The organism is Streptomyces griseochromogenes, assembly GCF_001542625.1.
In the GTDB taxonomy this organism is placed as follows: domain Bacteria; phylum Actinomycetota; class Actinomycetes; order Streptomycetales; family Streptomycetaceae; genus Streptomyces; species Streptomyces griseochromogenes.
In genome coordinates, this window is record NZ_CP016279.1 from 7,510,312 (window position 1) to 7,530,122 (window position 19,811).

The window sequence follows — 19,811 nt, forward strand, 5'->3', positions numbered from 1 at the left end:
GCCCTACGGCTCTCTGCGCAGTTCTAGTCGCCAAACATAACTGCTGTTATGTCCCGCAGGAGCCACTATGGCGTACACCAGATTTCCGGGTGCTCGGCGGACCCTGGTGATTAGGTTCCGGGCGAAGTAGCGCGGCTTGGAGGGCGAAGCATCGGCCGCGTGAGCACCGTGGGCACATCCATGCCGCCCAGGAGGGTGACGATCTTGTCGATATTGGTGAGCCTGCGCTGGCCCGATTCCAGCATCGACAGGTAGGGCTGGCTGAGACCAGTGAGCAGCGCCAGGTCGCCTTGTCGTATCGACGTCAGTCCGCGGATGCGCAGGCACAAGGTCCCGAAGTCGCGGGAGATCAGAGCCTGCTGCACTTCACCGTCGTCCCACATGTCCCGTGGGATCGCCGGCACGGATGCCTCTGGCATAACGGCGCGTGGCGGCCCGGCCGACCCGTTCTGAGGTCCGGGTCGAGGCGGAACGCCTCTCGAAGGGGCTCACGCTCATCCACAACTGCGGGCATGCTGGGAGTGGTGTCACTCTGTCGTGGGGCTGTGCAGGCGAGGTCGTCGAGTTGGCGTCAGCGACAGCTGCGCCGTGACTGGCATTCACGCGCCTGCGGACGGATGGGTCAGGCTGCACTCCATCGGGCTTGGTCGTCGCCGCTTCTGAGCGTCTTGATGCGATGCGACAGTTGCTCCGCAGCAGCGGCGTCTCCGCTGTCTGCGCGTCGGATGTAGGAGCCGAGGGTGTGGAGGTCCCGGATTGCACAGAGGATCTCGAGTCCTGGCCACTGCCTGATGTCGTATCCGTACTGGTGGCTGAATGCATCGAGTTCTTCAGTGGTACGCCCGAAGCGTACGCCTTGGAAGGTGTTGGCTAGATCGATCTCGCGAGGAGCAATAGCTGCTTCGTCCCAGTCCCCAAGCCGGACGTCCTTATGGTCCCAGAGGGCGTTACCTGGATATGCATCGCCATGAACATGCCCATAGCCCAGTGGGAAGTCAAGGCGTCCGTACGCGTCCAGTAGTTCCTCTCTCCGCTTTGTCAGCCATCCTCGCAGGTCTGAATCCAGGTAGGTGCTGGACTCCACGGTGTTCTTGAGTGAGGCAAGCGGCTGGTACTGCGGGAGCGACACCGGTGGCTGCGGCAGGGCGTGAAGGGCACGGAGGAGTGCACCCAGTTGTCCTGCGGGGGGTGTGCTGTGCTCCGGCTGCGGGTAGTGCCGCCAGAACGTCACGACGTAGGGGTGGTAGGTGACGGGTTGCGGAACGCTCACGGGTTCCGTTGCAGCGAAATCATTCGCGACGAGCCAGCGGGTCAGAGACACAGCGGTCTCGAGGTGCTGCATCTTGGAGACGGGGCTGACGCGTACGATCACGCCTTCTTCGGCGAGCAGGAACACGGTGGTGGCGTGTTGGTGGAGTTGTGCGAGGGGACGATCTGCCAGGCCTGACTTCCGGCAGGCCATGCGGGCGGCGGACTCGGGTGAGACCGTCATGGTCATGGGGTGAGGGCTTTCATTCGTGTGCCGATCGACTGATATCCGCGGGTGGCGTCCGCAAGGTCACGGGCGACCGGGCTGCGAGCAAGCTGCGGCTCTTGAAGGAGCCTAGCGACTGCGTGCATGGCGTCGCCGAGTTGCCGGATTCTCCGGTCCGCAGGCAGTTCCAGGATGGGCTGGAGTTGTTCGCCGGCTCCTTCGAGCTCTCCTGCGCCGATGCGGGCGGTCGCGATGTCCAGGCGGGCCAAGGCCTCGTCGCCGTAGGAGCGGTGCTCCTTGGGGCCGTTCTCGTACAGCTCGATGGCCGCCATGGCGTGCTTCTCGGCCAGGTGATGTTCCCCGAGGAGGGCGAAGGTTCCCCCGATGTAGTACTCCTGTTTCGCTTCGGGAAATGTAAGCAAGCCTCCGAACCTGGTGAGTGCATCAGGGGCTGGTTTCTGTTCTCGGGCGCGTTGGAGGTCCTCGAGCGCGGCCATGGCCGTGGTGCGGTCTCCGATGCGGGCCGCCGCTCTGGCCTCGATCGCGGCGATACGGATGCGCGTCTCCCCGCCAGGTGAAAGTTGGCTCGCCTGTCTGGTGTAGTCGAGCGCGGTCTGCCGACGTGTGGACCATTCTGCGATGAGGGCGGCTGTGCCTTTGGCCCAGGCCCGTAGATCGTTGTGGTCCGCCTGTTCCGCGAATGTCCAGGCTGTTTGAAGTTGTGCTATCGCAGCGTCTTCGTCGCCGAGGTTCTGTGACGCGTGGGCGAGCAGGAGGCAGCTCGTTCCGGTAAGCAGGAACAGTTCGCGGGTCTGGGCCAGCGGCTGGCGGCCGTTGAGCAGCGAGAAGAGGTGATCTCGTGTTTTGACGAGATTGGTGAAGACAGTGTGGAGCGGAGCGTGGACGTAGTCGGTGGCGATCTGGGTGAGGGTGGACTCGAGGACGGCTAGTTCGACATCGCTCACGTTGGTCTTTGTTATCTCGTCGGCGAAGTGCAGCGACTGTGCGGCTGCCTGTGCCGCTAGTTCGTTGAGATCTGTGGCACCGTGCGTTGCTGGCAAGGTGTCGTGAGGGCCAGGCCCGGACCCGGCGTGCGTGGTGCCAATGGCTGCTGCGGCAACTGCCGTGCTCTGGCGGAACGGTGGAGCCAGGAGGGCTTCCGGCGTTCCGATGCCCTGTAGGAACCGTGCGGCCTTGTCCAGGTTCGTTAAGCGTCGGCTCCCGGCTTCAAGCATCGACAGGAAGCTCTGGCTGAGCCCGGTCATGAACGCCATGTCGTCCTGACGGAGTCCCGCCCGTTCACGGATGAGACGGCTGGCGAGGCCGAAGTCCCAGTTCTCAATGGCAGTTTGGATGTCAGGGGCAAGCCAGACCGCGTCCGGGATGCTGGGGCCCGTGTGGACGTCCAGCCGCATCTCTCGGGAGCACGCGGCACACACGTTTTCCAGGTTGTATTGGCTCAGTCGGCATCCGCAGCCGGCGCATGCGCGAGCGTCTTTCCGCATCGCACCCCCGATCTTCGTCAGCGGACGTCAGCGTACGAGTGTCCGTTGTCGAGCCGGTATCACTCATGTGATGCGTGGAGATGACAGGGCTACGGGGTACGTTCAGGCTTGTTCGCGGGTCACCGCTGTGATCGCATCCAGGAGCTGTGGGACGTCGTCGAGACTTTCGAGTACGACGTCGGCTCCAGCCGATTGCAACTCGTCGGCGGAGGTCTTGCCGGAAGCGACTGCGATGACGGGAGCACCGCCTTCGAGGCCTGTCCGGACGTCTTCGAGGGAGTCGCCGATGATCACCGTGTTTGATCGGGTGAAGACCGTTCCGTACTTGGCCTGGGCTCGCTGTTGAGCAACGCCGACGAGGGCTGGACGATGATCGTTGTCCGAGGAGTACCCGCCAATCTCTGTGTCCAGGAACCCGGCAAGGTCGAACGCTTCGAGCTTCAGCAGCGCGTTCGGTTTGAGGTTTCCAGTGACGACGGTCGGCACGTATCCCGGCTGTGTCTGCACCGCCTTGAGAGCGGCCACGGCACCGGGCAGCAGGACGCCCTGCTCGCGCAGGTCCGCGGTGTGGGCGGCGAGACGCTGCGGCAGGAGTTCCACCATCCGGGGCAGCAGGCTGGGGACCTCCGCCTCGGGTACGCCGTTGTCCAGGAGCAGGGATCGGATCGCGAGGGGCATGGTGACCCCCGTCCCCCGGGCCGGAAGCTGCTCCGCGGGGCGACCGACGATCTCGGCGAATGTCTCTCGGTAGACCTGCCGGTCGATGTCGCCGACGTACAGCAGTGTGCGGTCGATGTCCCACAGCACGAGGATCTCTGCCGTCTCGCTCACATTCAACTCCCCGCCGTCATTGCGATGCGTCGCTCCAGTACGTCTTGAGCGTACGGGCTGTGGGCGACCGGCTGCAGTTGGTTGATCATGCTCGTGACGTGATTGTCGAATCGGGCCGACTGAAGCTTGGCAGCGAGGTCGAGCACCTCGTGTGCTGTAGCGCAGCCAGCTTCGAGATCGCCTTGCTCGACATGTGCGGTCGCGGCACGGGAGAGGAACAGGCCCCTGGTTCGATGGTCCGCGGGGTTGAGCGCATCCCGAGCCTTCGCGAAGGCGGCGACAGCCCTGCCCGGATCGCCGAGGTCAAGGTAGCAACTGCCGGCCTGCCCATGGATCTCGCCTTCATTGATCCAGTACAGCCAGTGCGGATCATGTTCAGAGCGTCCCTGAGCACAGAGCTCGGCGGCTCTTCCGAGTGCGGCAAGCGCCGCCTGGCGTTCGCCGAGCTTGGCGTGCCCGCGAGCCTGCCGGGTTAGGAGCATCGCTTCGAGCGCGGGCGTGCCGAGCCTCTTGATCTTCTCCTGAGCTCGCTGCGCAGCTGTGACGGCATGGTGTGGGGCTCCGGTGGAGTAGCCGTGGATGGCTATGTAAGACAGGGCGCCGGCGCCGAGCCGTACGTCTTGGGAGGCTTTCGCTGCGCGGAGGGCGGCGTAGAGGTAGCTGAGCGGGCGGTCGCGGTCGCCGGAGTCGAAGACGAACCAACCGGTCTGGGTGGCGGTGTCGGCGATGATCGCCGCGAGCCGCCGTCCTGTCGCCTCGTCGTACGACGTTTCCTCCAGGAGGTGCTTGAGGAACTGGAGATGGCGGTTTCCGAGACTCGCGAGGGTGCCGCTTCCGTCGCTTGCGTCCATCGTCCGCAAGCTGTCGGTGGCGCCCTGAAGGCCATCGAGCAGCTCGTGGGTGAGGCGACTTCCCCCCGCTGCCCGTCGAAGGGGTTCGGCTTCGGTGGTGTCCCACGCGTTCACGAAGGCAGTGAGCGCGACGCCGCTTGCGGTGAGGAACCGTCGACGGTCCATCGCGCTACCTCCTACCGCAGTATCCAGTGCTGCCACCATACGGGCACCTGTCCAGGGCAGGGTGGGATCGGTGTCTCCTGCGAACTGGGCCGGCGGCTCCTCTACGGCCGGAACTGGGGTAGGCGCGATCGGAAGTGAAACCAGGTCGGCGGGTACACCGAGGCCTGTCAGGAACTCGATGATCTTGTCGATGTTGGTGAGTCGGCGGCGACCTGATTCCATCATTGACAGGAACGCCTGGCTCAGGCCCGTAAGTTGAGCCATGTCTTCTTGGCGGAGGCCTCCGCGCAGTCGGATCAGACGGCTGGCTCGGCCGAAGTCCCAAACGGCGAGCGCGCTCCGCACATCTGGGTCGAACCAGACAGTTCCCGGAACTGTAGGAGTGTGCCTCACCCAGGTTCGCGAGCGAGCGCAGGCGGCGCACAGTGTGTCCGTGTTGTACTGGCTCAGAGAGCAGCCGCATCGATCGCAGCGTCGCTGCGCCTGCTGAAGCACCCTTGCCTCCCCCTGAGCGGCACGTGCGGCCCACCGGCCCATCTCGAACGGGAATCACCTCAGTGATATCACCCGCGGAATGTGCGTAATCGCCCTCCAGTAAACAGGCTTAGGGATCAGCCAACACCCCTGCGACAGCAGTTACTTGGTGAAGTGGCTCAATCAGTGCGTTCGGACGTACAGGAGATCCCGGTGATTGCCTCGCCAGGCCGAGTTGGAGCCGCCCCTGATCCGCTCGCCGCTCAGCGGTCGGGCACGGCCGTCGTGCCATTGCACGGCTCGCAGCGGCCGCAAAGCTCCCCTCTCTTACAGGATCGGGCAATGCCATCCATGCAGACCGAACTCTCGTGGAGAGTTCAGCTCACGGCATATCCTCCGCTGCGACACATGGCAGTGGATGTCGTGCAGGCCGGGCTTCTCGTGGGACTACGAGCGATCGAAGGTGTCCGAAAATGGGGGCTCCCTGTGGGGCCGGTTCTCTGCTGCCACACGCATTCCCTCATTCACATTCCGGTTGAATCGGACACGGCCTACCGGTGGCACGCTCCGCAGACCGTGTGTCGCGCGGGCATCTGGGATTGTGCCGTCGACAAGCAGGTCGCAGCGCACTCTCGGTGCTCGGCGATCTGGCTGCTTCCCCCCGGCCGACAGCACGTCTGCACCGACAGCGCCGCCCTCCTTCACTGGCTTGCCCTGACGCGGTCCACCGGTGTGCGCAACTGGGGAGCAGGGCATGGCAGTTAGCATCTCGGCCGTCGTCCTTCTGGCGATCCTTACGTACCTGCTCATCAAGAAGGGCGGGCTGAAGGCCGCACACGCGATCGTCTGCACCCTCTTCGGCTTCTACCTCGCCAGCTCCTCGATCGCGCCGACGGTCTCGCAGGCCGTAGCGAGCGTCGCCCAGATCGTCAGCAAGATCAAGTTCTAGTCCGTGCCCCCTGGCCGGTGAGCGCCCATGCTTGCCCGTCGTTCCCCCCTCTGCTGTCGCCGCTTCTTCCATCCAGTGAGAGAACTGATGAGACACGAGATCGCTGTCGCAGTGTCCTTGGGCTGGGCCGCTGTGTTCGTCGCCGTCGCGGGCCTGGCCGTGTATTTCCGAGTGCGAGCCGCCCACTGGCAAGAGGAGGCCGCGGCACGGGATCAGGCTCTGCGCAGTCTCGTCGCCCACGGTTTGAAACCTGTCGCGTCCTCCCTGCAGGTTGAGCAGCCGGCAGCGGCGGAGTTCGAAGTTCCTCACTGCCTGGCCGACTCCGGCTTCGTGGAAGACCTGCGTGTGCTGGGCGAACAGTATGTGGCCGGTCTTCACCGCGTTCAGACGGAGACCGCGCTCGCAATGAGACGCCAGGTTGAAGACGAGGCTCGTGACGCGGCTCGGGCAGCCGTCAAATCTTTCGCCACGGCCATGGTGAGCGTGGGCATCGACGTGAGCAGCGAAATCGCGCAGGCCCTTCGGCGTCATCACGGCGGTGCCGTATTCGCGACGCTGATCAGGATCGATCACGGTGTACAGCAGATGCTCCACCAGGCGCAGTCGTATGTCGTGCTGGCCGGGGGGCTGCTCGGGCAGCGGTGGCCGGCCAGCACATTGACCGAGGTCGTGGGCGCGGCTCAAGGCGCAATCCGGGACTACGCACGCGTGCAGCCGTATACCTCTGACCGGGCCGTCATCAGCCGCATGGTCGGACCGGTCAGGCTCGTCCTGAGCCACTTGCTGGACAACGCCGCCCGCTATTCGCCGCCGCAGACGTACGTCGAGGTGAGCGCACAGCCCGGCCATCACGGGGTGACGCTCCTCATCGATGACGCTGGCAAGCGCATGAGCGATGAACAGTTGGAGCGCGCGCGACAGATCCTGGAGGGCCGCCGCCAGGTCGACATCTTGGCCATGGATGCCTATCCGAAGGTCGGCTTCCCCGTGATCGCCCTCCTTGCCCGCCGGTACGGCATCGAGGTCGCCCTGTCGGGCCCGAACCGCTACGGCGGCATGCGCGCCTCGGTGTTCATTCCCGAGGCCTTGCTCACCAGCATGCCGGCCGATCCGGCAACGGCCCACCCCGCCGCTGTTGAAGCGAGCGCCGAGCCCGCGCTGACAGAAAACGGGCTGCAGATCCGGCGCCGCCGTACCTCGGGAGGTCAGCAGCCGCCCAAGGCAGTGGGGCGTGCGAGCACGGCGCCAGCTCGGGCAGACGTCTTCGGTGCCTGGCAGCAGAGCAGCAGAAGCAGTCGGACATCGGCTGCACCGACACAGGAAGCGAGGTCTTCGGACTCATGACAACGCAGGCGAACGGGGCCGACAACAGGCTCGGCTGGATGCTCAAGGATCTGGCGGACATGCCGGAGGTCCGCTTCGCCGTCCTGTTGGCGGCGGACGGCATGTCCCTGGCCCACTCGGAATCGGTGCACCGGGACACGGCGGACAAGGTGGCCGCCTCGGCCAGCGGCTTCCACTCCATCGGCGTGGCCCTGGCCCCGTTCTGCGGTGGGAAGGACAACGGTCTACGCCAGGTGGTGGGCGAGTTCGACGACGGGTTCCTCTTCGTCAAGACGGCCGGCGTCAACACCCTGCTTGCGGTCTCTGCTACCTATCTCGTGGACGCTGCGGTCGTCACGCACCGGATGAACGGGCTGGCCGAGCGCGTCGGTGAGGAACTGGCTAGTCCGGCGCGGCAGCAGGATGGCGAAGGCGACACCCGGCCATGAGCGGCCCGCGGCGCGATCCGGACATGATCCGGGCCTATGTCAGAACCAGAGGGCGCTCGGCCCCGTCCCGCGACGACCTGGAACTGACGTCCCTGGTGCGCGCCGCGGACCGACCGTTGCAGGGCCTCGACTCCGAAGCCGCCCGTGTGATGCGCCTCTGCAGTGGCCCCCTCGCGGTCGCCGAGATCGCTTCGCTTCTCGACCTGCCTCCGACCGTGGCGCTCATCGTCGTCTCCAGCCTCCTCGACACCGGTCACCTTGACACTCCCGCACCGGCCGATGCCGACGCCGCCCCGAGCACCGACATTCTGAAGGAAGTACTCGATGGACTCCGTGCTTTCGTCTGAGCACGTCTACCTGCCCCGCACAGTGACCCGGTCGGCAAAGATCCTCGTCGCCGGTCACTTCGGGGCAGGGAAGACGACACTGATCGGCAGCGTCTCGGAGATCACGCCGCTGCGTACCGAGGAGCCGATCACCGAGGCCAGCGTAGGCATAGACGACCTCAAGGGGCTGCCCGGCAAGACGGAAACGACGGTCGCGTTCGACTTCGGCCGGCGCACCCTCAGCCCGCATCTGGCTCTGTACGTCTTCGGCACCCCCGGACAGAACCGGTTCGCTCCCTTCTGGGAGCACCTCTTTCGTGGGGCACTGGGCGCCTTGATCCTGGTCGACACCCGTCGGTTGGAAGACTCCGACGAAGTTCTGGGCCTGTTCGAGGAGCGTGGCCTGCCCTTCGCTGTGGCTGTCAACGAGTTCGACGGTGCCCCTCGTTACCCCCTGGACGAAATCCGGCAGGCGCTTGCCCTCGAGGACGAGGTGGTGCTCACGGCCTGCGACGCGCGTAGCGAGGCCTCCTCGATCCACGCGCTGATAGCTCTCGTCGACTACCTCTACCGATTCCGCCGCCTGGAGCACCTCACGTGAACACGTTTCCCTCGTCGCCCCTTTCTGGGGCACCAGCTCACACCCAGCAGTACCGCTTCCCGATGTACGCCCCCGAGTTCGCGGCCGATCCGTACGCCGCCTACGCACAGATGCGTGAACGGTACGGATCGCTGGCACCGGTGTACCTCGACCCGGACGTTCCCGCGACCCTCGTGATCGGTTATCACACCGCGGTCCGTATCCTCCACGACCCCGAGCGTTTCCCGGCTGACCCCCGGATCTGGCAGCAGAACGTTCCCACCCACTGCCCAGTCCTACCAATGCTGGAATGGCGACCGAACGCGCTGCGCAATGCGGGACCCGCGCACGAGCGATACAGGGCAGCAAACACGGCCGCTCTGGGCGAGGCCCGTCAGCACTCACTGCACTCCACAGTCCAGCAGATCGCGGTCCCCTTGATCAACGACATCTGCGAAGTCGGCCACGCGGACCTGCTGGCGCAGTACGCGCACCCGCTGACGTTCCGGGCCCTCAACGCGGTCCTCGGGTGCCCGCCGGAGGTCGGTCAACGCGTCGCGACCGGGATGTCCGCCGTCTTCGAAGGCGTAAACGCCGAGGCCGGCAATGCCATGCTCGCTGAAGCCCTCGCCGAACTCGTAGACCTCAAGCGCAGCCACCCCGGAATGGACATCACCACCGGCCTGCTGATGCACCCGGCGCGACTGAACGAGTTCGAGATGATGCACCAGTTGGTGACCCTCTACGGCGCAGGAATCGAGCCCCAGCAGAACCTCATCGCGAACACTCTACGGCTCATCCTCAGCGACGACCGCTACTCCGGCGACGTGATGCGGGGGAGCCTCAGTGTGCGCGACGCCCTCGACGAACTGCTCTTCACCGACCCCCCGTTGGCCAACTACTGCGTGTCGTATCCGCCGAGTCCCGTGGAGATCGACAACGTCGTCCTGCCTGCTCATCAACCGGTCGTCATCAGCATGGCCGCCTGCAACAACGACCCCGCCGCCGTCTCCCAACAGCGGGCTGGCAACCGCTCTCACCTGACCTGGAGCGCCGGGCCCCACGCCTGCCCCGCCCAGCCCCTGGCCTACCTCATCGCCCAGGTCGGCATCGAGCAGATCTTGGACGCCCTTCCGGAAATGGAGCTGGCGGTACCTGCCGACCAGCTCACTTACCGTCCTGGTCCGTTCCACCGCGCCCTGACCGGCCTGCCGGTCCGCTTCCCCCCGTTGCCGCACCTCACCCTCCCCTAGGAGACCTGAACATGGACCGCGTTCCGCTCCTCATCCTCGACCCCACTGGCCGCGCCCGCCCGGCCGAAGAAGCCGCCCTCCACGCCGCCGGTCCCGCGATACTCGTGGACATCCTCGGCGTGACCGCCTGGTCGGTAAGCGACCCCGCTATCCTCAAGAGCCTTCTCAACGACCCTCGGGTGTCCAAGGACGCAAGCAAACACTGGCCGGCGTTCATCAGCGGCGAGATCACCGAAAAGTGGCCGCTTGCCCTGTGGGTCGGCGTGGACAACATGTTCACCGCCTACGGAGACAGCCACCGGCGGCTCAGGCGTCTCGTCAGCCAGGCGTTCACCGCGCGACGAACCGCCGAGATGGTGCCGCGCATCGAGCAGATCACGGGCCGTCTCATCGACCAGATGGCAAGCAAGCCCGGGGAGGTCGTCGAACTGCGCGAGGCCCTTGCTTTCCCTCTGCCGATTCAGGTCATCGGCGAACTCATGGGGCTGCCCGAGGGCGTGTGGCCTCGATTCCGCACCGCGGTCGACGGCGTTTTCGACACCACGCTGAACAGTGACGAGGCCCGCGCCAACACCATGTCCCTGTACGGCATCCTCACGGAGCTGGTCGCGGCGAAGCGGAACGCGCCCGGCGAGGACATCACGTCGGCGCTCATCAACGCACGCGACTACGAGGGCGACGGTTCCGTTCTCACGGAGCAGGAGCTCCTGGACACACTGCTCCTGGTCATCAGCGCAGGCTACGAGACGACCGTCAACCTGCTCGACCAGGCTGTCACCGCGCTTCTCACGCACCCCGACCAGCTGGCTCACGTCCGCGCGGGGCGAGCCTCATGGGACGCCGTGATCGACGAAACCCTCCGCTACGCCGCTCCCATCAGCCACCTGCCCCTGAGGTACGCCGTCGAAGACATCCCTCTTCCAGAGGGGATGGTCATCCGCCAAGGCGAGGCGATCCTCGCCTCGTACGGGGCCGCCGGCCGCCATCCCAACCTGCACGGGACCACAGCAGGGACGTTCGACGTGACGAGGGAGGACAAGCAGCATCTGTCTTTCGGGTACGGATCGCACTTCTGCCTCGGCGCGCTCCTCGCCCGCGCCGAAGCGCGCGCCGCTCTACCCGCCCTCTTCGATCGCTTCCCGGACATAGCCCTCGCCGTACTCGCTGAGGAGCTCGAACCGCTGGCGAGCCTCCTCGTCAACGGGCACCGCACTCTGCCCGTCCGTCTGTAGCACACCGTCGGTGCCCGCCGTCGAGCCTTCGAGACCGCCCTGGACGACGCTCTTGCTCCCTTCACAGCCGACGTGCTGCTCAGGGAGGACAACGCGTGCACCGTGCACACCGCGCGCCGCCCCTCGCCCTCAAAGGACCAGCCATGGACATGAACGACGCCGCCCGAGGCGCTGCTCTGATGGCAGATGCGCTCTGGGACCGGTACGGCCTCGCTGCCGCAGTGATTGAGCCGGTACATATGGGCACCGACACGATCAACCGGTGGGTGATGACCGAGGACGGGCTGCGACTGTTCGTTAAGGAGTATCGCTCCACGGCAGATTTGGATGCGGCACGGAGCGCCTGGGACATGGCGGAGTACTGCCGCGCCGCCAGGGTCCCCGTCCCACGCGTGTGGCCGGACGTAGACGGTGATCTCGTCACAATTGCGGAGGGCTGTGCCTGGGCGGTGACCGATGAAGCGCCCGGGCGGGTGAACAGTTCGGCGATGACGGTTGCCTTGGCTGAACACATCGGAGTCGTGATGGGGCGCATGCACCGGGCGCTCGCCGCGTACCCGATGCCACAGAAGGTGCAGCAGTCCCGCTGGCGGACGGGCAGCGTGGAAGGCGCCGCGGCGAGGTGCGGCAGCGTGCTGGCCACGGCTCTCGGCCAGAGACACGATCACTTTGACCAACTTCGGCTGGACCTCGACCAACGTCGAGAGGATCTGCACCAGCATGTGCACCGGTTGCGGGAGCAGCTGCCGGACGAGTTGGTGGAACAGGCCCTGCACGCGGACCTCTCCCGAACCAACATGATCGTCCTCGCCGATGCCGTCACCGGCGTCATCGACTTCCGCGGCGCACGCGCCCTGCCGGCCTGGGAATTGGGCAGGGCCGCTTTCGACCCACGCACCGTCGCCAACAGTCCGGAGTGGATCGCATGCGCGCTGGCGATGGTCAGCGCGTATCACGCCGAGAACCCGAGCCTCCCCGTCGGGGAGGCGCAGGCGTGTGCACGAATCGCGCTGCTGTACATGCTGTTTAGCTTCTACGGTGCCACGACCGCCGAATACGGACTACCACCGGCCGCCGAGGCTGATCTGAAGCGGCACTGGCGGGAGCGGCAAACCACGATCCGCCTGCTGCTGAACCACCTCGACGAACTCGAAGACGCTCTTGCCGACCTCTCAGCAGGCGGAGGCGGCTCATGACGAACTCCCTTATTCCAGCCGCGTCAGCATGCCTGTCGAAAACTGCCTCACCCCTACCTCGCTCCCAGGGAGACGCCTTGGATCACGCAGTGATCGGTCCACGCTTATTGCTCGCAGCAATCGGCGTGCCCGTCATGCTCATGCCCCGGAGCCCCGCGGTTCAGGAGGCACGGCGCTGATGACACAGTCGAAGAAGGGCGTGCCGTCTGCGACGCAGCCGGATGAGCAGTTGAAGTTCTTCGCTCAAGGGGACCGTCGCCTCGAGGTCGCCAACGCGATCACGACACGTGCCATGGCACGCCGCATGCCACAACTGATGCGGCGGGCCTTGGGACTCGGCTGGCAGGTGGATCGCAACTCCGTGATCGCCTTGCTTCTCTGTGAGGTGGCATCCGGGGTCCTGGAAGCCTTCGGACTGCTCGCCACTACTGGCGTGATCAAGCCTGTGATCACGTCCGGGCACCTGTCTGAGGACCAGCTTCTGGCTGCGGCTCCCTCCCTCGCAGTGGTGGTCGGAGCCATCGGACTGCGTGCTCTGCTTGGCATCGCGAGCACGGCGTTCTCGGCACGGCTCGCCCCCAGGATCTCCCGCGAAGCCGAGCTGAAATTGCTGGACGCCGCAACGCATGCGGAACTGTCCGCGTACGACAACCCGGGATACAACGATCGCTGGGACGCCGCTGACCGTGGCGTAGAGGTCTCACGCGATCTGCTCACGCAGTGCCAGTACATCCTCGGAGCGGCCGCCTCGCTGATCGCGGCCTTCTGCGCCCTGACGGCTGTACATCCGATCTTGCTGCCGTTGCTCATCCTCGCGGCGCTCCCCAAGGGCTTGGCGAGTGTGCGGGCGGCACGCGTCACGTACATCGCCTCGCGTACCACCGCGAAGGACCGCCGACTGCTGGGCATGCTGCGCTGGTATCTCGTCGACAAGCAGACCGCGGACCAGATCCGGTCCGGAACGATGGCCGATTTCCTGATCAGCAGATACCGCACCACCGGACAAGAGATCGACAAGACCACCGACGAGGCCGCCCTGCGCAGCGCCAAGATCTCGTTGCTTGGCGGCGCCGCGGGCGGCTTCGCCAGCGCGGTGGTCTGGGCGGCCCTGGGCCTGCTCGTGGTCACTGGCCATATCTCCGTGGCCGCCCTGGGCACCGCATTCCTCGCCCTGGGCCGCGTCAGCGCCAGCCTCGACGGGATCATCGGCTACGGCGCGCAACTCTTCCGCACCGGCATGTACCTGGACGATTGGGCGGACTTCGTCGACGAAGCCGGCGGCCACCGCATCACCCGTGGCACCGAGACCCCCACCGGGCCCACGGTCGTACGTGCTGAGAACATCACCTTCCGGTACCCGAACACCGACCGGCCCGCCCTCGACGGAGTGTCCCTGGAAGTCCGGCGCGGCGAGATCCTGGCGCTGGTGGGCGAGAACGGATCAGGCAAGACCACCCTCAGCAAACTCCTGTCCGCGCTCTACCTTCCCGATCAGGGAATGATCGCCTGGGACGGAGCCGATACCCGGACCATTGACGCACACGCCGCCTGGTCACGGGTTGCCGTAGTGCCGCAGAACTTCGCATGCTGGCCCCTCTCAGCACGAGAGAACATCACCCTGGGCCAGCCCACGATCGACGGAGACGACGCCGTCCTTGATGCCGCTCGGGCGGCAGGCGCCGACGAAGTGATTGATGATCTCCGCAGCGGCCTGAACACACTGCTCGCGAGAGAATGGTGGGGCGGGCAGGAACTATCCGGCGGGCAATGGCAACGCATCGCAATCGCCCGAGCCTTCCATCGCCCCGCTGGCCTACTCGTCCTGGATGAGCCGACCGCTGCACTGGACCCGAGAGCCGAGCACCGCATCTTCTCTGGCCTACGCCGTCACGCTGCCGACCGCGCTGTCGTCCTCGTCACCCATCGCCTGACCAACGTGGCTATCGCTGACCGCATCGTGGTCCTCAGCATGGGCCGAGTTGTCCAGCACGGCACGTTCGCTGAACTCCTGGCGAACCGCAGCGGACTATTCCGGGAGTTGTGGGACCTGCAGAACGAGCGGTCGGGACAGATCCCTGCCCCTACGTCCCCGGAACACGACGTGGCACCCAACCAGCATGCCCTGTTTTGACCTTCTGGAAGAGTGAGATGACACCGACCGCCATACCGGCCGAGGCCGCTGACTGGGCCCGAGGCCACGTAGGAAGGCAGGCCGCTTGGGCGCTGCCGGCCGATCTCAGTTGCGCTCGGGCGTGGCGCATGTCCTCACCCCAAGGACTCATCGACCTCCGTATCACGCGCAGCGATGACGACTTCCGCCGCGAGATCTACGCCCACCGCAACGCCATCCGTCATCTCAGCCCCAACCACGGCCCGCGCTTGCTTGCCAGCGAGCCGAGACTCCGGAGCCTGCTGACGGTCCAACCCAGGGGATGGCGCGTCGACAACGCAAATCTCCAGCTGCTGCTCCGAGTTCACGAGGAAGCCGGTCGCCTGCTACGAGTGCTGCACGACAGTGCTGGTCGCAATGACGAATCGCGGACACAAGCGCCTCGGGCCACCGCTCTGTACGTGCAACGCATCCGGGCCCTCGTCCGCCAGGTCGGCGCACTAATGCCCATGACGCAGCAGGACGCCGTTGAGCGATCCGCTGCCATCGTGCTGGAGCACATACGAGATTTACCGGCCGCCTTCTGCCATGGCACGTTCGGCCCCTCAACTTGGGAATGGCAGAGCCAGTCTCAGACCCTGTCCCTCACGGGGTTCGGCCGGTCCCAAATCATGGCTGCCGTCATTGACCTCGCGCGGCCAGCTCTGTTGTGGGCCAAGCAGCCGAGCCTGCGTGATTGGTTCTTCAAGGGCTTCGGCCGCGCACTCTCGGAATCCGAACTGCTCGTTCTGAAGCACATGTCGGTGCTGGCCACTGCCGAAGACTTGCTCCACGCGATCCATCTGCGCGACCGCGAGTCGATCTCAGCAGCAGCGGCTGCCCTCCGTGGGGCGATCGACAAGCCCGGGACCACGCTCGAAAGCGGCTCGACGACCTCGGTTGCCGCGAAGCAGACGAGATCGTGATGGGGGCCGCTCTAGCCATCGAACCAGCGACCGGGTGTGTCACCGCTGCTCTGCGTTCAACTGGCGAAGCGGGATGCACTCACTAGTCCAGAAGCCCCCAAATGCCTGCCCTCTGCCTGCTCTCGCACCATTGCGACGAACTATTGGAAGAAGGAATCTCTCATGCGTAGCAACCATGTGGCCGCTGCCGCGCTGCTCGCCCTCGCCGGGACCGGCATCGTCCATGTCGTTCTCAGTGAGCGCCGGCACCGTGATCGGGCTCTTCTGGAGACGGCACGCATGCATCAGCAGCTACTCGCGGCTCAGGTGGAGCGTCCCAGTCTCCGCGCAATATGGGGAAGCCTGGCGCCGCTCGACTCGGCGGAACGGCGCCTGCACCTGCACCGCAGCGCCTGGGTCGCTGCGTGGGAGGCGATGTACCGCGTCGGAGCCCTAAACCCTGCTGGGGTGGACGGTGCCGCCCGTGCTCTCTTCGCCACACCCGAAGGCATGCAGTGGTGGACCCGTGTCCGTGAAGGGCGGGCCCGGGCTGCCGTCGACGAACGCACCCGCCAGTTCCACTCCCTCATGGACACCGCCTTTCAGGACGAGACCGGAAAAGTCCTGCCGTCCATTCCCACGGCCACCGATCCCGGCGGCCTGGAGCACCCGCAGACTTCGTGTTCGCGCTGATGACGCAGTGTCGCCTCAGATCGACGACAGCGCGGCGCCGTCCTTGGGACGGACAACGCTCCCCAAGCTAACCATCCGACAGGCAAGGAGCATATTCGCGTGATATTGACAGCAATGAGCCAGAACATCCAGATCGGCGCCCACCAGGATGGGCGATGGGAGGAGCTGGTCGGCGCCATCCGTGACGTGGACCCGGACCTGCTTCTGCTGCAGGAGGTCGAATGGCTCGCCGGCCCCGAACAGGCTAAGGCCGCTCGTGAGGGGCTCGGCATGAACCTTGTCGTCGCGCCATCCCGCCAGATGAACCCCGCGGTGGCCTGGAAACCCGGGGTTCTGGAATGGCTGGACACCGACACCAGGTACAGCGCCACGGACATGCACCACGGTTACTGCTCCCTCCAGCTTCGGCCACTGGGCCTCGCGAAGGAGTGGCCGGTCCCGCTGGTAGCGATCAGTACTCATCTGACCCCCTACTCCGTGGAAGCCGCCGGCCAGGAGGCCCAGCTGCTCATCGCCCGCGCCTACCGATTCGGCGGCATCGGCCTCGTCGGCGGCGACATCAACCACATGCCGTTGGGGGACGAGGAGCCGGACTGGTCACTCATCCCTCCCTACAACCGGTCCTCCCGGTGCCATCGACGCAAGAGCTCTACCGACCCATGGTGCGGCAACCGCCTCGTGGGCGAGGTCTTCCGCGACGGCGACATGACCGACGTCGCCGCCCACGTCGCCGACTCCCGCCCCGATCCCTCGCTACGCGCGCTGACCGGCAAGGGCGGACAGTTGCGCGTGGACCAGTTCCACGTCACCCCGGCACTCGCGCCCGCGATCAGGGACTACCGCCGAGTCGACACCAAGGCCGATCACTACGGCATCGTCGCCACCTTCGACCTGGACCAGGTCGACCTCGCTGCTATCAGCACCTACACCTGAACTCGCCTCACTGCAGGTCCCTCCATAGCCGCCGAGACAGCCGGTACCGCTCTCCGTGTCCCAGGTCCCCATTAGCTCCACGCGGCCCGCCCGAGCAGAGCAGCACACGCCCATCTCATCACTGATCATGAAAGGGCCCCTAGAAATGACGACACGGTCCTTCAACAACGCCCTGCAGAAAGCCGAATCTGCATTCCAGCAAGGCGACTTCACCGAAGCCGTGAGCCTGTGCCAAGAGATCCTGCCGCACCTTGACGCAGAGTTCGGCCTCGACCACGACGTCCCGTTGCGGGCCCGCCTCAAGCTCGGCCTGTCTCTCTACGGCCTGGGCCGCTTCTCCGAGGCGGAGCTGTATCACCGTCGTGCCGTTGAGGGCCGGTCTCGCATCCTCGGCCCGGACCATCCAGACACGCTCCAAGCTCGCGCCGGGCTGGCCGATGCAGTCGGAGAACAGGGCCGGATGGAAGAGGCCGAGGCGATCGCACAGGAAACGATCAAGCTCGGTGAGGTCAAGGGACTCCAGTCGCACGACGGAGTGCTGATGGCTCGCCTGACCGTAGCGTGGATCAGATTCCACCAGGAACGATGGGAAGAAGCTACACAACTGGCTACCGCGGTCTGTGCCGACCTCGAGCGTTGCCTCGGCACTGAGCACCGGCTCACGTTCTCCGCGGGGAACCTACTGGCCAAGTGCCTGCAAAGCGCCGGGGATCTAGAGCGCGCCACATCGCAGGCGAGGCAGGTGTACCAGGGGCGCATGGCGGTGCTGGGACCGGAACATCCGCTCACGATCGCCATCGTCCAGGACCTGGCCGACATTCTGGTTTCAGCAGGCATGGTGCAAGAGGCGGCTTCACTGGCCGAGCAGGCCCTACCTGCAGCGCACAAGGTGCTGGGTGACGCACACCACCGGACGGCGGGGCTTCGTGAGATTGCCGGGACGACTCTCTTCGGACTGGAGGGGGCATGACTCACACCGCTTTGCCACTGCCGGCAGCCGATGGCCGCAACCGAGAGACGCATCTGCCGATCAACGAGGTCTTCTGGGATGTGGTGCAGGGTGAAGGGCCCTACATGGGGCGCTCCTGCGGCTTCATTCGCCTGGGGTGGTGCAATCTGCACTGTCCTCCCTGCGACACGGCCCAGACCTGGGACACCTCGCGCTACGACTTGGCCGTCACCTGCCCGGAGACGGCGGTTGCGGCTGCGGTGGGCCAGCTGCCCGCACGGGTTCGTATGGTGGTGCTCTCGGGCGGTGAACCTCTGCTGTGGCAGAGCGCACCGGCGTTCATCACCATGCTGGACCTGTTGGGACGCCGGGGCATTGAGGTGCATGTGGAGACGAATGGCACTATCGCGCCGATCCCATCTATCAACCCCTTTATTGGGCACTACACCGTGTCGCCGAAGCTGACGGTCATGGGCGGTGGTGACCCGCTCAAGCGCCGGATCAAACCCGATGTGATCGCGGCGTTCGCTCGGCTCGCGGCCGCAGAGCGAGCGGTGTTCAAGTTCGTCGTGGCCGACCAGGTCCAGATCGGGGAAGTAGCTGACTTTGCGGCGGAGCACGAGCTGGAGCCGTCGTGGATCTGGGTGATGCCGGAAGCGTCTGACACGGCCACGCTGCTGGAACGCCAACCGGTCATCATGGCCGGCGCGGCCGCGTACGGATACAACGTCAGCACCCGCCTGCACATGATCGCGCAATGCCGCTGATCACGAGCCCGCTATAGCGGCCCGTGAGACCCTCCAGGCCATGCGACCAGATGTCGTTGGCCAACATCTGAATGCAAAGCCCTGCCTCGAACAAGCCCCGTTTACGTGCAAGGGAAAGGAGATCGGCTGTGCGGGACTTCTTTTCCACGGTTATCCACCGCTGGCCGGAAGGCCGCCGGGACTACCACTGGCATCTGCTCGCCTCGCCCGAGTGGGCGGAGGAGACGCTGTTCGAGCCCTACCGGGAGCTGACTCACCGACCGGGCCTCGCCCCTGTGCGACCGGAGAACTTCCACGTCACCGTCTTGCACGGGCCTCCCGTGGAGGAGATGTCCGAGCGGGAGATCACTGACATGGTCGACGAGGTGCGGGCGGGTTGCGCCTGGATCGCGCCGTTGGAGCTCACTTTGAGTCGGGCCACTGTAGGCAGTGTCGCCATCGAGTGTGCGGGGCAGCCAGGGGCGGCATCGCGCCCGTTGTGGGAGCTGACCGTCGCTGCCACCACGAAAGCGACTGGTGGCCGCTACGAGGCCCTGCCCGCAGCCCACTACCCTCACGCCAGCCTGGCCTACGGCGTGGGGGATGTCGAGCGGCTTCCGATGACGGTATGGCTAAGCGACCACGGACCCGGCCCCGTCACGGTGCGCGTCGACCAGATCAGCTTGGTCTCCCAGTGGCACGACCGGCGCGAGATCATGTTCGAGCGGATCCTCGACGTGCCGCTTGGCGGATCCCGCTGACCGCGCCTGCAGACTGCCCAGCACTGGTCGGGGGCGCTGCAAACCCGCAAGCCGTGAAGGAGTTCAC

The 19,811-nt window shown here is 65.7% G+C and carries 20 protein-coding genes; 15 read left to right on the forward strand and 5 right to left on the reverse strand.

Features of this window, described 5'->3' with window-relative positions; genetic code table 11:
* Window positions 1-110 precede the first annotated feature (110 nt).
* The 5 genes from AVL59_RS32315 to AVL59_RS32330 all read right to left on the reverse strand — a co-directional run bounded on the left by AVL59_RS32315 (window position 111) and on the right by AVL59_RS32330 (window position 5,363).
* Window positions 111-383: a helix-turn-helix domain-containing protein gene (locus AVL59_RS32315; protein ID WP_107407395.1), complete on the reverse strand. Its 273-nt coding sequence runs from the start codon at window positions 381-383 to the stop codon at window positions 111-113.
* Between the two features lie 239 nt (window positions 384-622).
* Complete coding sequence (locus AVL59_RS49680; RefSeq protein ID WP_079147121.1) at window positions 623-1,498, reverse strand: phosphotransferase; 876 nt, start codon at window positions 1,496-1,498, stop codon at window positions 623-625.
* A complete protein-coding gene (locus AVL59_RS32320) occupies window positions 1,495-2,889 on the reverse strand; it encodes a helix-turn-helix domain-containing protein (RefSeq protein WP_237281753.1) in 1,395 nt (464 codons plus the stop codon). Before AVL59_RS32320 ends, AVL59_RS49680 begins: the two co-directional genes overlap by 4 nt.
* Before the next feature lie 192 nt (window positions 2,890-3,081).
* Window positions 3,082-3,810: an HAD family hydrolase gene (locus AVL59_RS32325; RefSeq protein ID WP_079147122.1), complete on the reverse strand. Its 729-nt coding sequence runs from the start codon at window positions 3,808-3,810 to the stop codon at window positions 3,082-3,084.
* Between the two features lie 2 nt (window positions 3,811-3,812).
* The gene (locus AVL59_RS32330; RefSeq protein ID WP_067311681.1) at window positions 3,813-5,363 is read right to left on the reverse strand and encodes a helix-turn-helix domain-containing protein; all 1,551 of its coding nucleotides are present in this window, start codon (window positions 5,361-5,363) and stop codon (window positions 3,813-3,815) included.
* Window positions 5,364-6,054: 691 nt separating this feature from the next.
* Here AVL59_RS32330 and AVL59_RS32335 point away from each other — a divergent pair.
* The 15 genes from AVL59_RS32335 (at window position 6,055) to AVL59_RS32410 (ending at window position 19,744) form a co-directional block, all read left to right on the forward strand.
* The gene (locus AVL59_RS32335; RefSeq protein WP_067311683.1) at window positions 6,055-6,249 is read left to right on the forward strand and encodes a DUF2304 family protein; all 195 of its coding nucleotides are present in this window, start codon (window positions 6,055-6,057) and stop codon (window positions 6,247-6,249) included.
* 87 nt (window positions 6,250-6,336) lie between these two features.
* Window positions 6,337-7,593, forward strand: coding sequence for an ATP-binding protein (locus AVL59_RS32340; RefSeq protein WP_067311686.1), 1,257 nt, complete (start codon window positions 6,337-6,339; stop codon window positions 7,591-7,593).
* A complete protein-coding gene (locus AVL59_RS32345) occupies window positions 7,590-8,021 on the forward strand; it encodes a roadblock/LC7 domain-containing protein (protein WP_067311689.1) in 432 nt (143 codons plus the stop codon). The genes AVL59_RS32340 and AVL59_RS32345 overlap by 4 nt, the downstream gene beginning before the upstream one ends.
* Window positions 8,018-8,368, forward strand: a complete 351-nt coding sequence (locus tag AVL59_RS32350) for a DUF742 domain-containing protein (protein WP_067311692.1) — start codon at window positions 8,018-8,020, stop codon at window positions 8,366-8,368. Before AVL59_RS32345 ends, AVL59_RS32350 begins: the two co-directional genes overlap by 4 nt.
* Entirely contained in the window at window positions 8,346-8,948 is a 603-nt protein-coding gene (locus tag AVL59_RS32355; RefSeq protein ID WP_067311695.1) for a GTP-binding protein, read from the forward strand. The genes AVL59_RS32350 and AVL59_RS32355 overlap by 23 nt, the downstream gene beginning before the upstream one ends.
* Window positions 8,949-9,010: 62 nt before the next feature.
* Entirely contained in the window at window positions 9,011-10,180 is a 1,170-nt protein-coding gene (locus AVL59_RS32360) for a cytochrome P450 family protein (RefSeq protein ID WP_099053158.1), read from the forward strand.
* Between the two features lie 11 nt (window positions 10,181-10,191).
* The gene (locus tag AVL59_RS32365; RefSeq protein WP_067311701.1) at window positions 10,192-11,412 is read left to right on the forward strand and encodes a cytochrome P450 family protein; all 1,221 of its coding nucleotides are present in this window, start codon (window positions 10,192-10,194) and stop codon (window positions 11,410-11,412) included.
* A 143-nt stretch (window positions 11,413-11,555) separates the two neighbouring features.
* Window positions 11,556-12,608 (forward strand): phosphotransferase enzyme family protein, encoded by a 1,053-nt coding sequence (locus tag AVL59_RS32370; RefSeq protein ID WP_067311704.1) that lies wholly within the window; start codon window positions 11,556-11,558, stop codon window positions 12,606-12,608.
* A 178-nt stretch (window positions 12,609-12,786) separates the two neighbouring features.
* Entirely contained in the window at window positions 12,787-14,739 is a 1,953-nt protein-coding gene (locus AVL59_RS32375) for an ABC transporter ATP-binding protein (RefSeq protein ID WP_067311707.1), read from the forward strand.
* A gap of 128 nt (window positions 14,740-14,867) precedes the next feature.
* Entirely contained in the window at window positions 14,868-15,683 is an 816-nt protein-coding gene (locus AVL59_RS32385; RefSeq protein ID WP_159400160.1) for a hypothetical protein, read from the forward strand.
* A gap of 162 nt (window positions 15,684-15,845) precedes the next feature.
* A complete protein-coding gene (locus tag AVL59_RS32390) occupies window positions 15,846-16,355 on the forward strand; it encodes a DUF6082 family protein (RefSeq protein WP_067311716.1) in 510 nt (169 codons plus the stop codon).
* A gap of 99 nt (window positions 16,356-16,454) precedes the next feature.
* A complete protein-coding gene (locus tag AVL59_RS32395) occupies window positions 16,455-17,288 on the forward strand; it encodes an endonuclease/exonuclease/phosphatase family protein (protein ID WP_159400161.1) in 834 nt (277 codons plus the stop codon).
* Between the two features lie 145 nt (window positions 17,289-17,433).
* Window positions 17,434-18,258 (forward strand): tetratricopeptide repeat protein, encoded by an 825-nt coding sequence (locus AVL59_RS32400; protein WP_067311722.1) that lies wholly within the window; start codon window positions 17,434-17,436, stop codon window positions 18,256-18,258.
* Window positions 18,255-19,004 carry a 7-carboxy-7-deazaguanine synthase QueE gene (locus AVL59_RS32405; protein WP_067311724.1) on the forward strand — a complete coding sequence of 250 codons (750 nt, stop codon included), beginning with the start codon at window positions 18,255-18,257 and terminating at the stop codon, window positions 19,002-19,004. The genes AVL59_RS32400 and AVL59_RS32405 overlap by 4 nt, the downstream gene beginning before the upstream one ends.
* A gap of 128 nt (window positions 19,005-19,132) precedes the next feature.
* Window positions 19,133-19,744, forward strand: coding sequence for a 2'-5' RNA ligase family protein (locus AVL59_RS32410; protein WP_079147124.1), 612 nt, complete (start codon window positions 19,133-19,135; stop codon window positions 19,742-19,744).
* Window positions 19,745-19,811: the final 67 nt, after the last annotated feature.

What these genes read in the sequence shown, in the direction of transcription:
- AVL59_RS32390 (WP_067311716.1), top strand. Translation starts at nt 15,846, where the DNA reads ATGCGTAGCAACCATGTGGCCGCTGCCGCGCTGCTCGCCCTCGCCGGG.
- AVL59_RS49680 (WP_079147121.1), bottom strand. Translation starts at nt 1,498, where the DNA reads ATGACCATGACGGTCTCACCCGAGTCCGCCGCCCGCATGGCCTGCCGG.
- AVL59_RS32345 (WP_067311689.1), top strand. Translation starts at nt 7,590, where the DNA reads ATGACAACGCAGGCGAACGGGGCCGACAACAGGCTCGGCTGGATGCTC.
- AVL59_RS32340 (WP_067311686.1), top strand. Translation starts at nt 6,337, where the DNA reads ATGAGACACGAGATCGCTGTCGCAGTGTCCTTGGGCTGGGCCGCTGTG.
- AVL59_RS32350 (WP_067311692.1), top strand. Translation starts at nt 8,018, where the DNA reads ATGAGCGGCCCGCGGCGCGATCCGGACATGATCCGGGCCTATGTCAGA.
- AVL59_RS32335 (WP_067311683.1), top strand. Translation starts at nt 6,055, where the DNA reads ATGGCAGTTAGCATCTCGGCCGTCGTCCTTCTGGCGATCCTTACGTAC.
- AVL59_RS32355 (WP_067311695.1), top strand. Translation starts at nt 8,346, where the DNA reads ATGGACTCCGTGCTTTCGTCTGAGCACGTCTACCTGCCCCGCACAGTG.
- AVL59_RS32400 (WP_067311722.1), top strand. Translation starts at nt 17,434, where the DNA reads ATGACGACACGGTCCTTCAACAACGCCCTGCAGAAAGCCGAATCTGCA.
- AVL59_RS32375 (WP_067311707.1), top strand. Translation starts at nt 12,787, where the DNA reads ATGACACAGTCGAAGAAGGGCGTGCCGTCTGCGACGCAGCCGGATGAG.
- AVL59_RS32360 (WP_099053158.1), top strand. Translation starts at nt 9,011, where the DNA reads ATGTACGCCCCCGAGTTCGCGGCCGATCCGTACGCCGCCTACGCACAG.
- AVL59_RS32405 (WP_067311724.1), top strand. Translation starts at nt 18,255, where the DNA reads ATGACTCACACCGCTTTGCCACTGCCGGCAGCCGATGGCCGCAACCGA.
- AVL59_RS32320 (WP_237281753.1), bottom strand. Translation starts at nt 2,889, where the DNA reads ATGCGGCTGGACGTCCACACGGGCCCCAGCATCCCGGACGCGGTCTGG.
- AVL59_RS32315 (WP_107407395.1), bottom strand. Translation starts at nt 383, where the DNA reads ATGTGGGACGACGGTGAAGTGCAGCAGGCTCTGATCTCCCGCGACTTC.
- AVL59_RS32330 (WP_067311681.1), bottom strand. Translation starts at nt 5,363, where the DNA reads ATGGGCCGGTGGGCCGCACGTGCCGCTCAGGGGGAGGCAAGGGTGCTT.
- AVL59_RS32385 (WP_159400160.1), top strand. Translation starts at nt 14,868, where the DNA reads ATGTCCTCACCCCAAGGACTCATCGACCTCCGTATCACGCGCAGCGAT.
- AVL59_RS32365 (WP_067311701.1), top strand. Translation starts at nt 10,192, where the DNA reads ATGGACCGCGTTCCGCTCCTCATCCTCGACCCCACTGGCCGCGCCCGC.
- AVL59_RS32370 (WP_067311704.1), top strand. Translation starts at nt 11,556, where the DNA reads ATGGACATGAACGACGCCGCCCGAGGCGCTGCTCTGATGGCAGATGCG.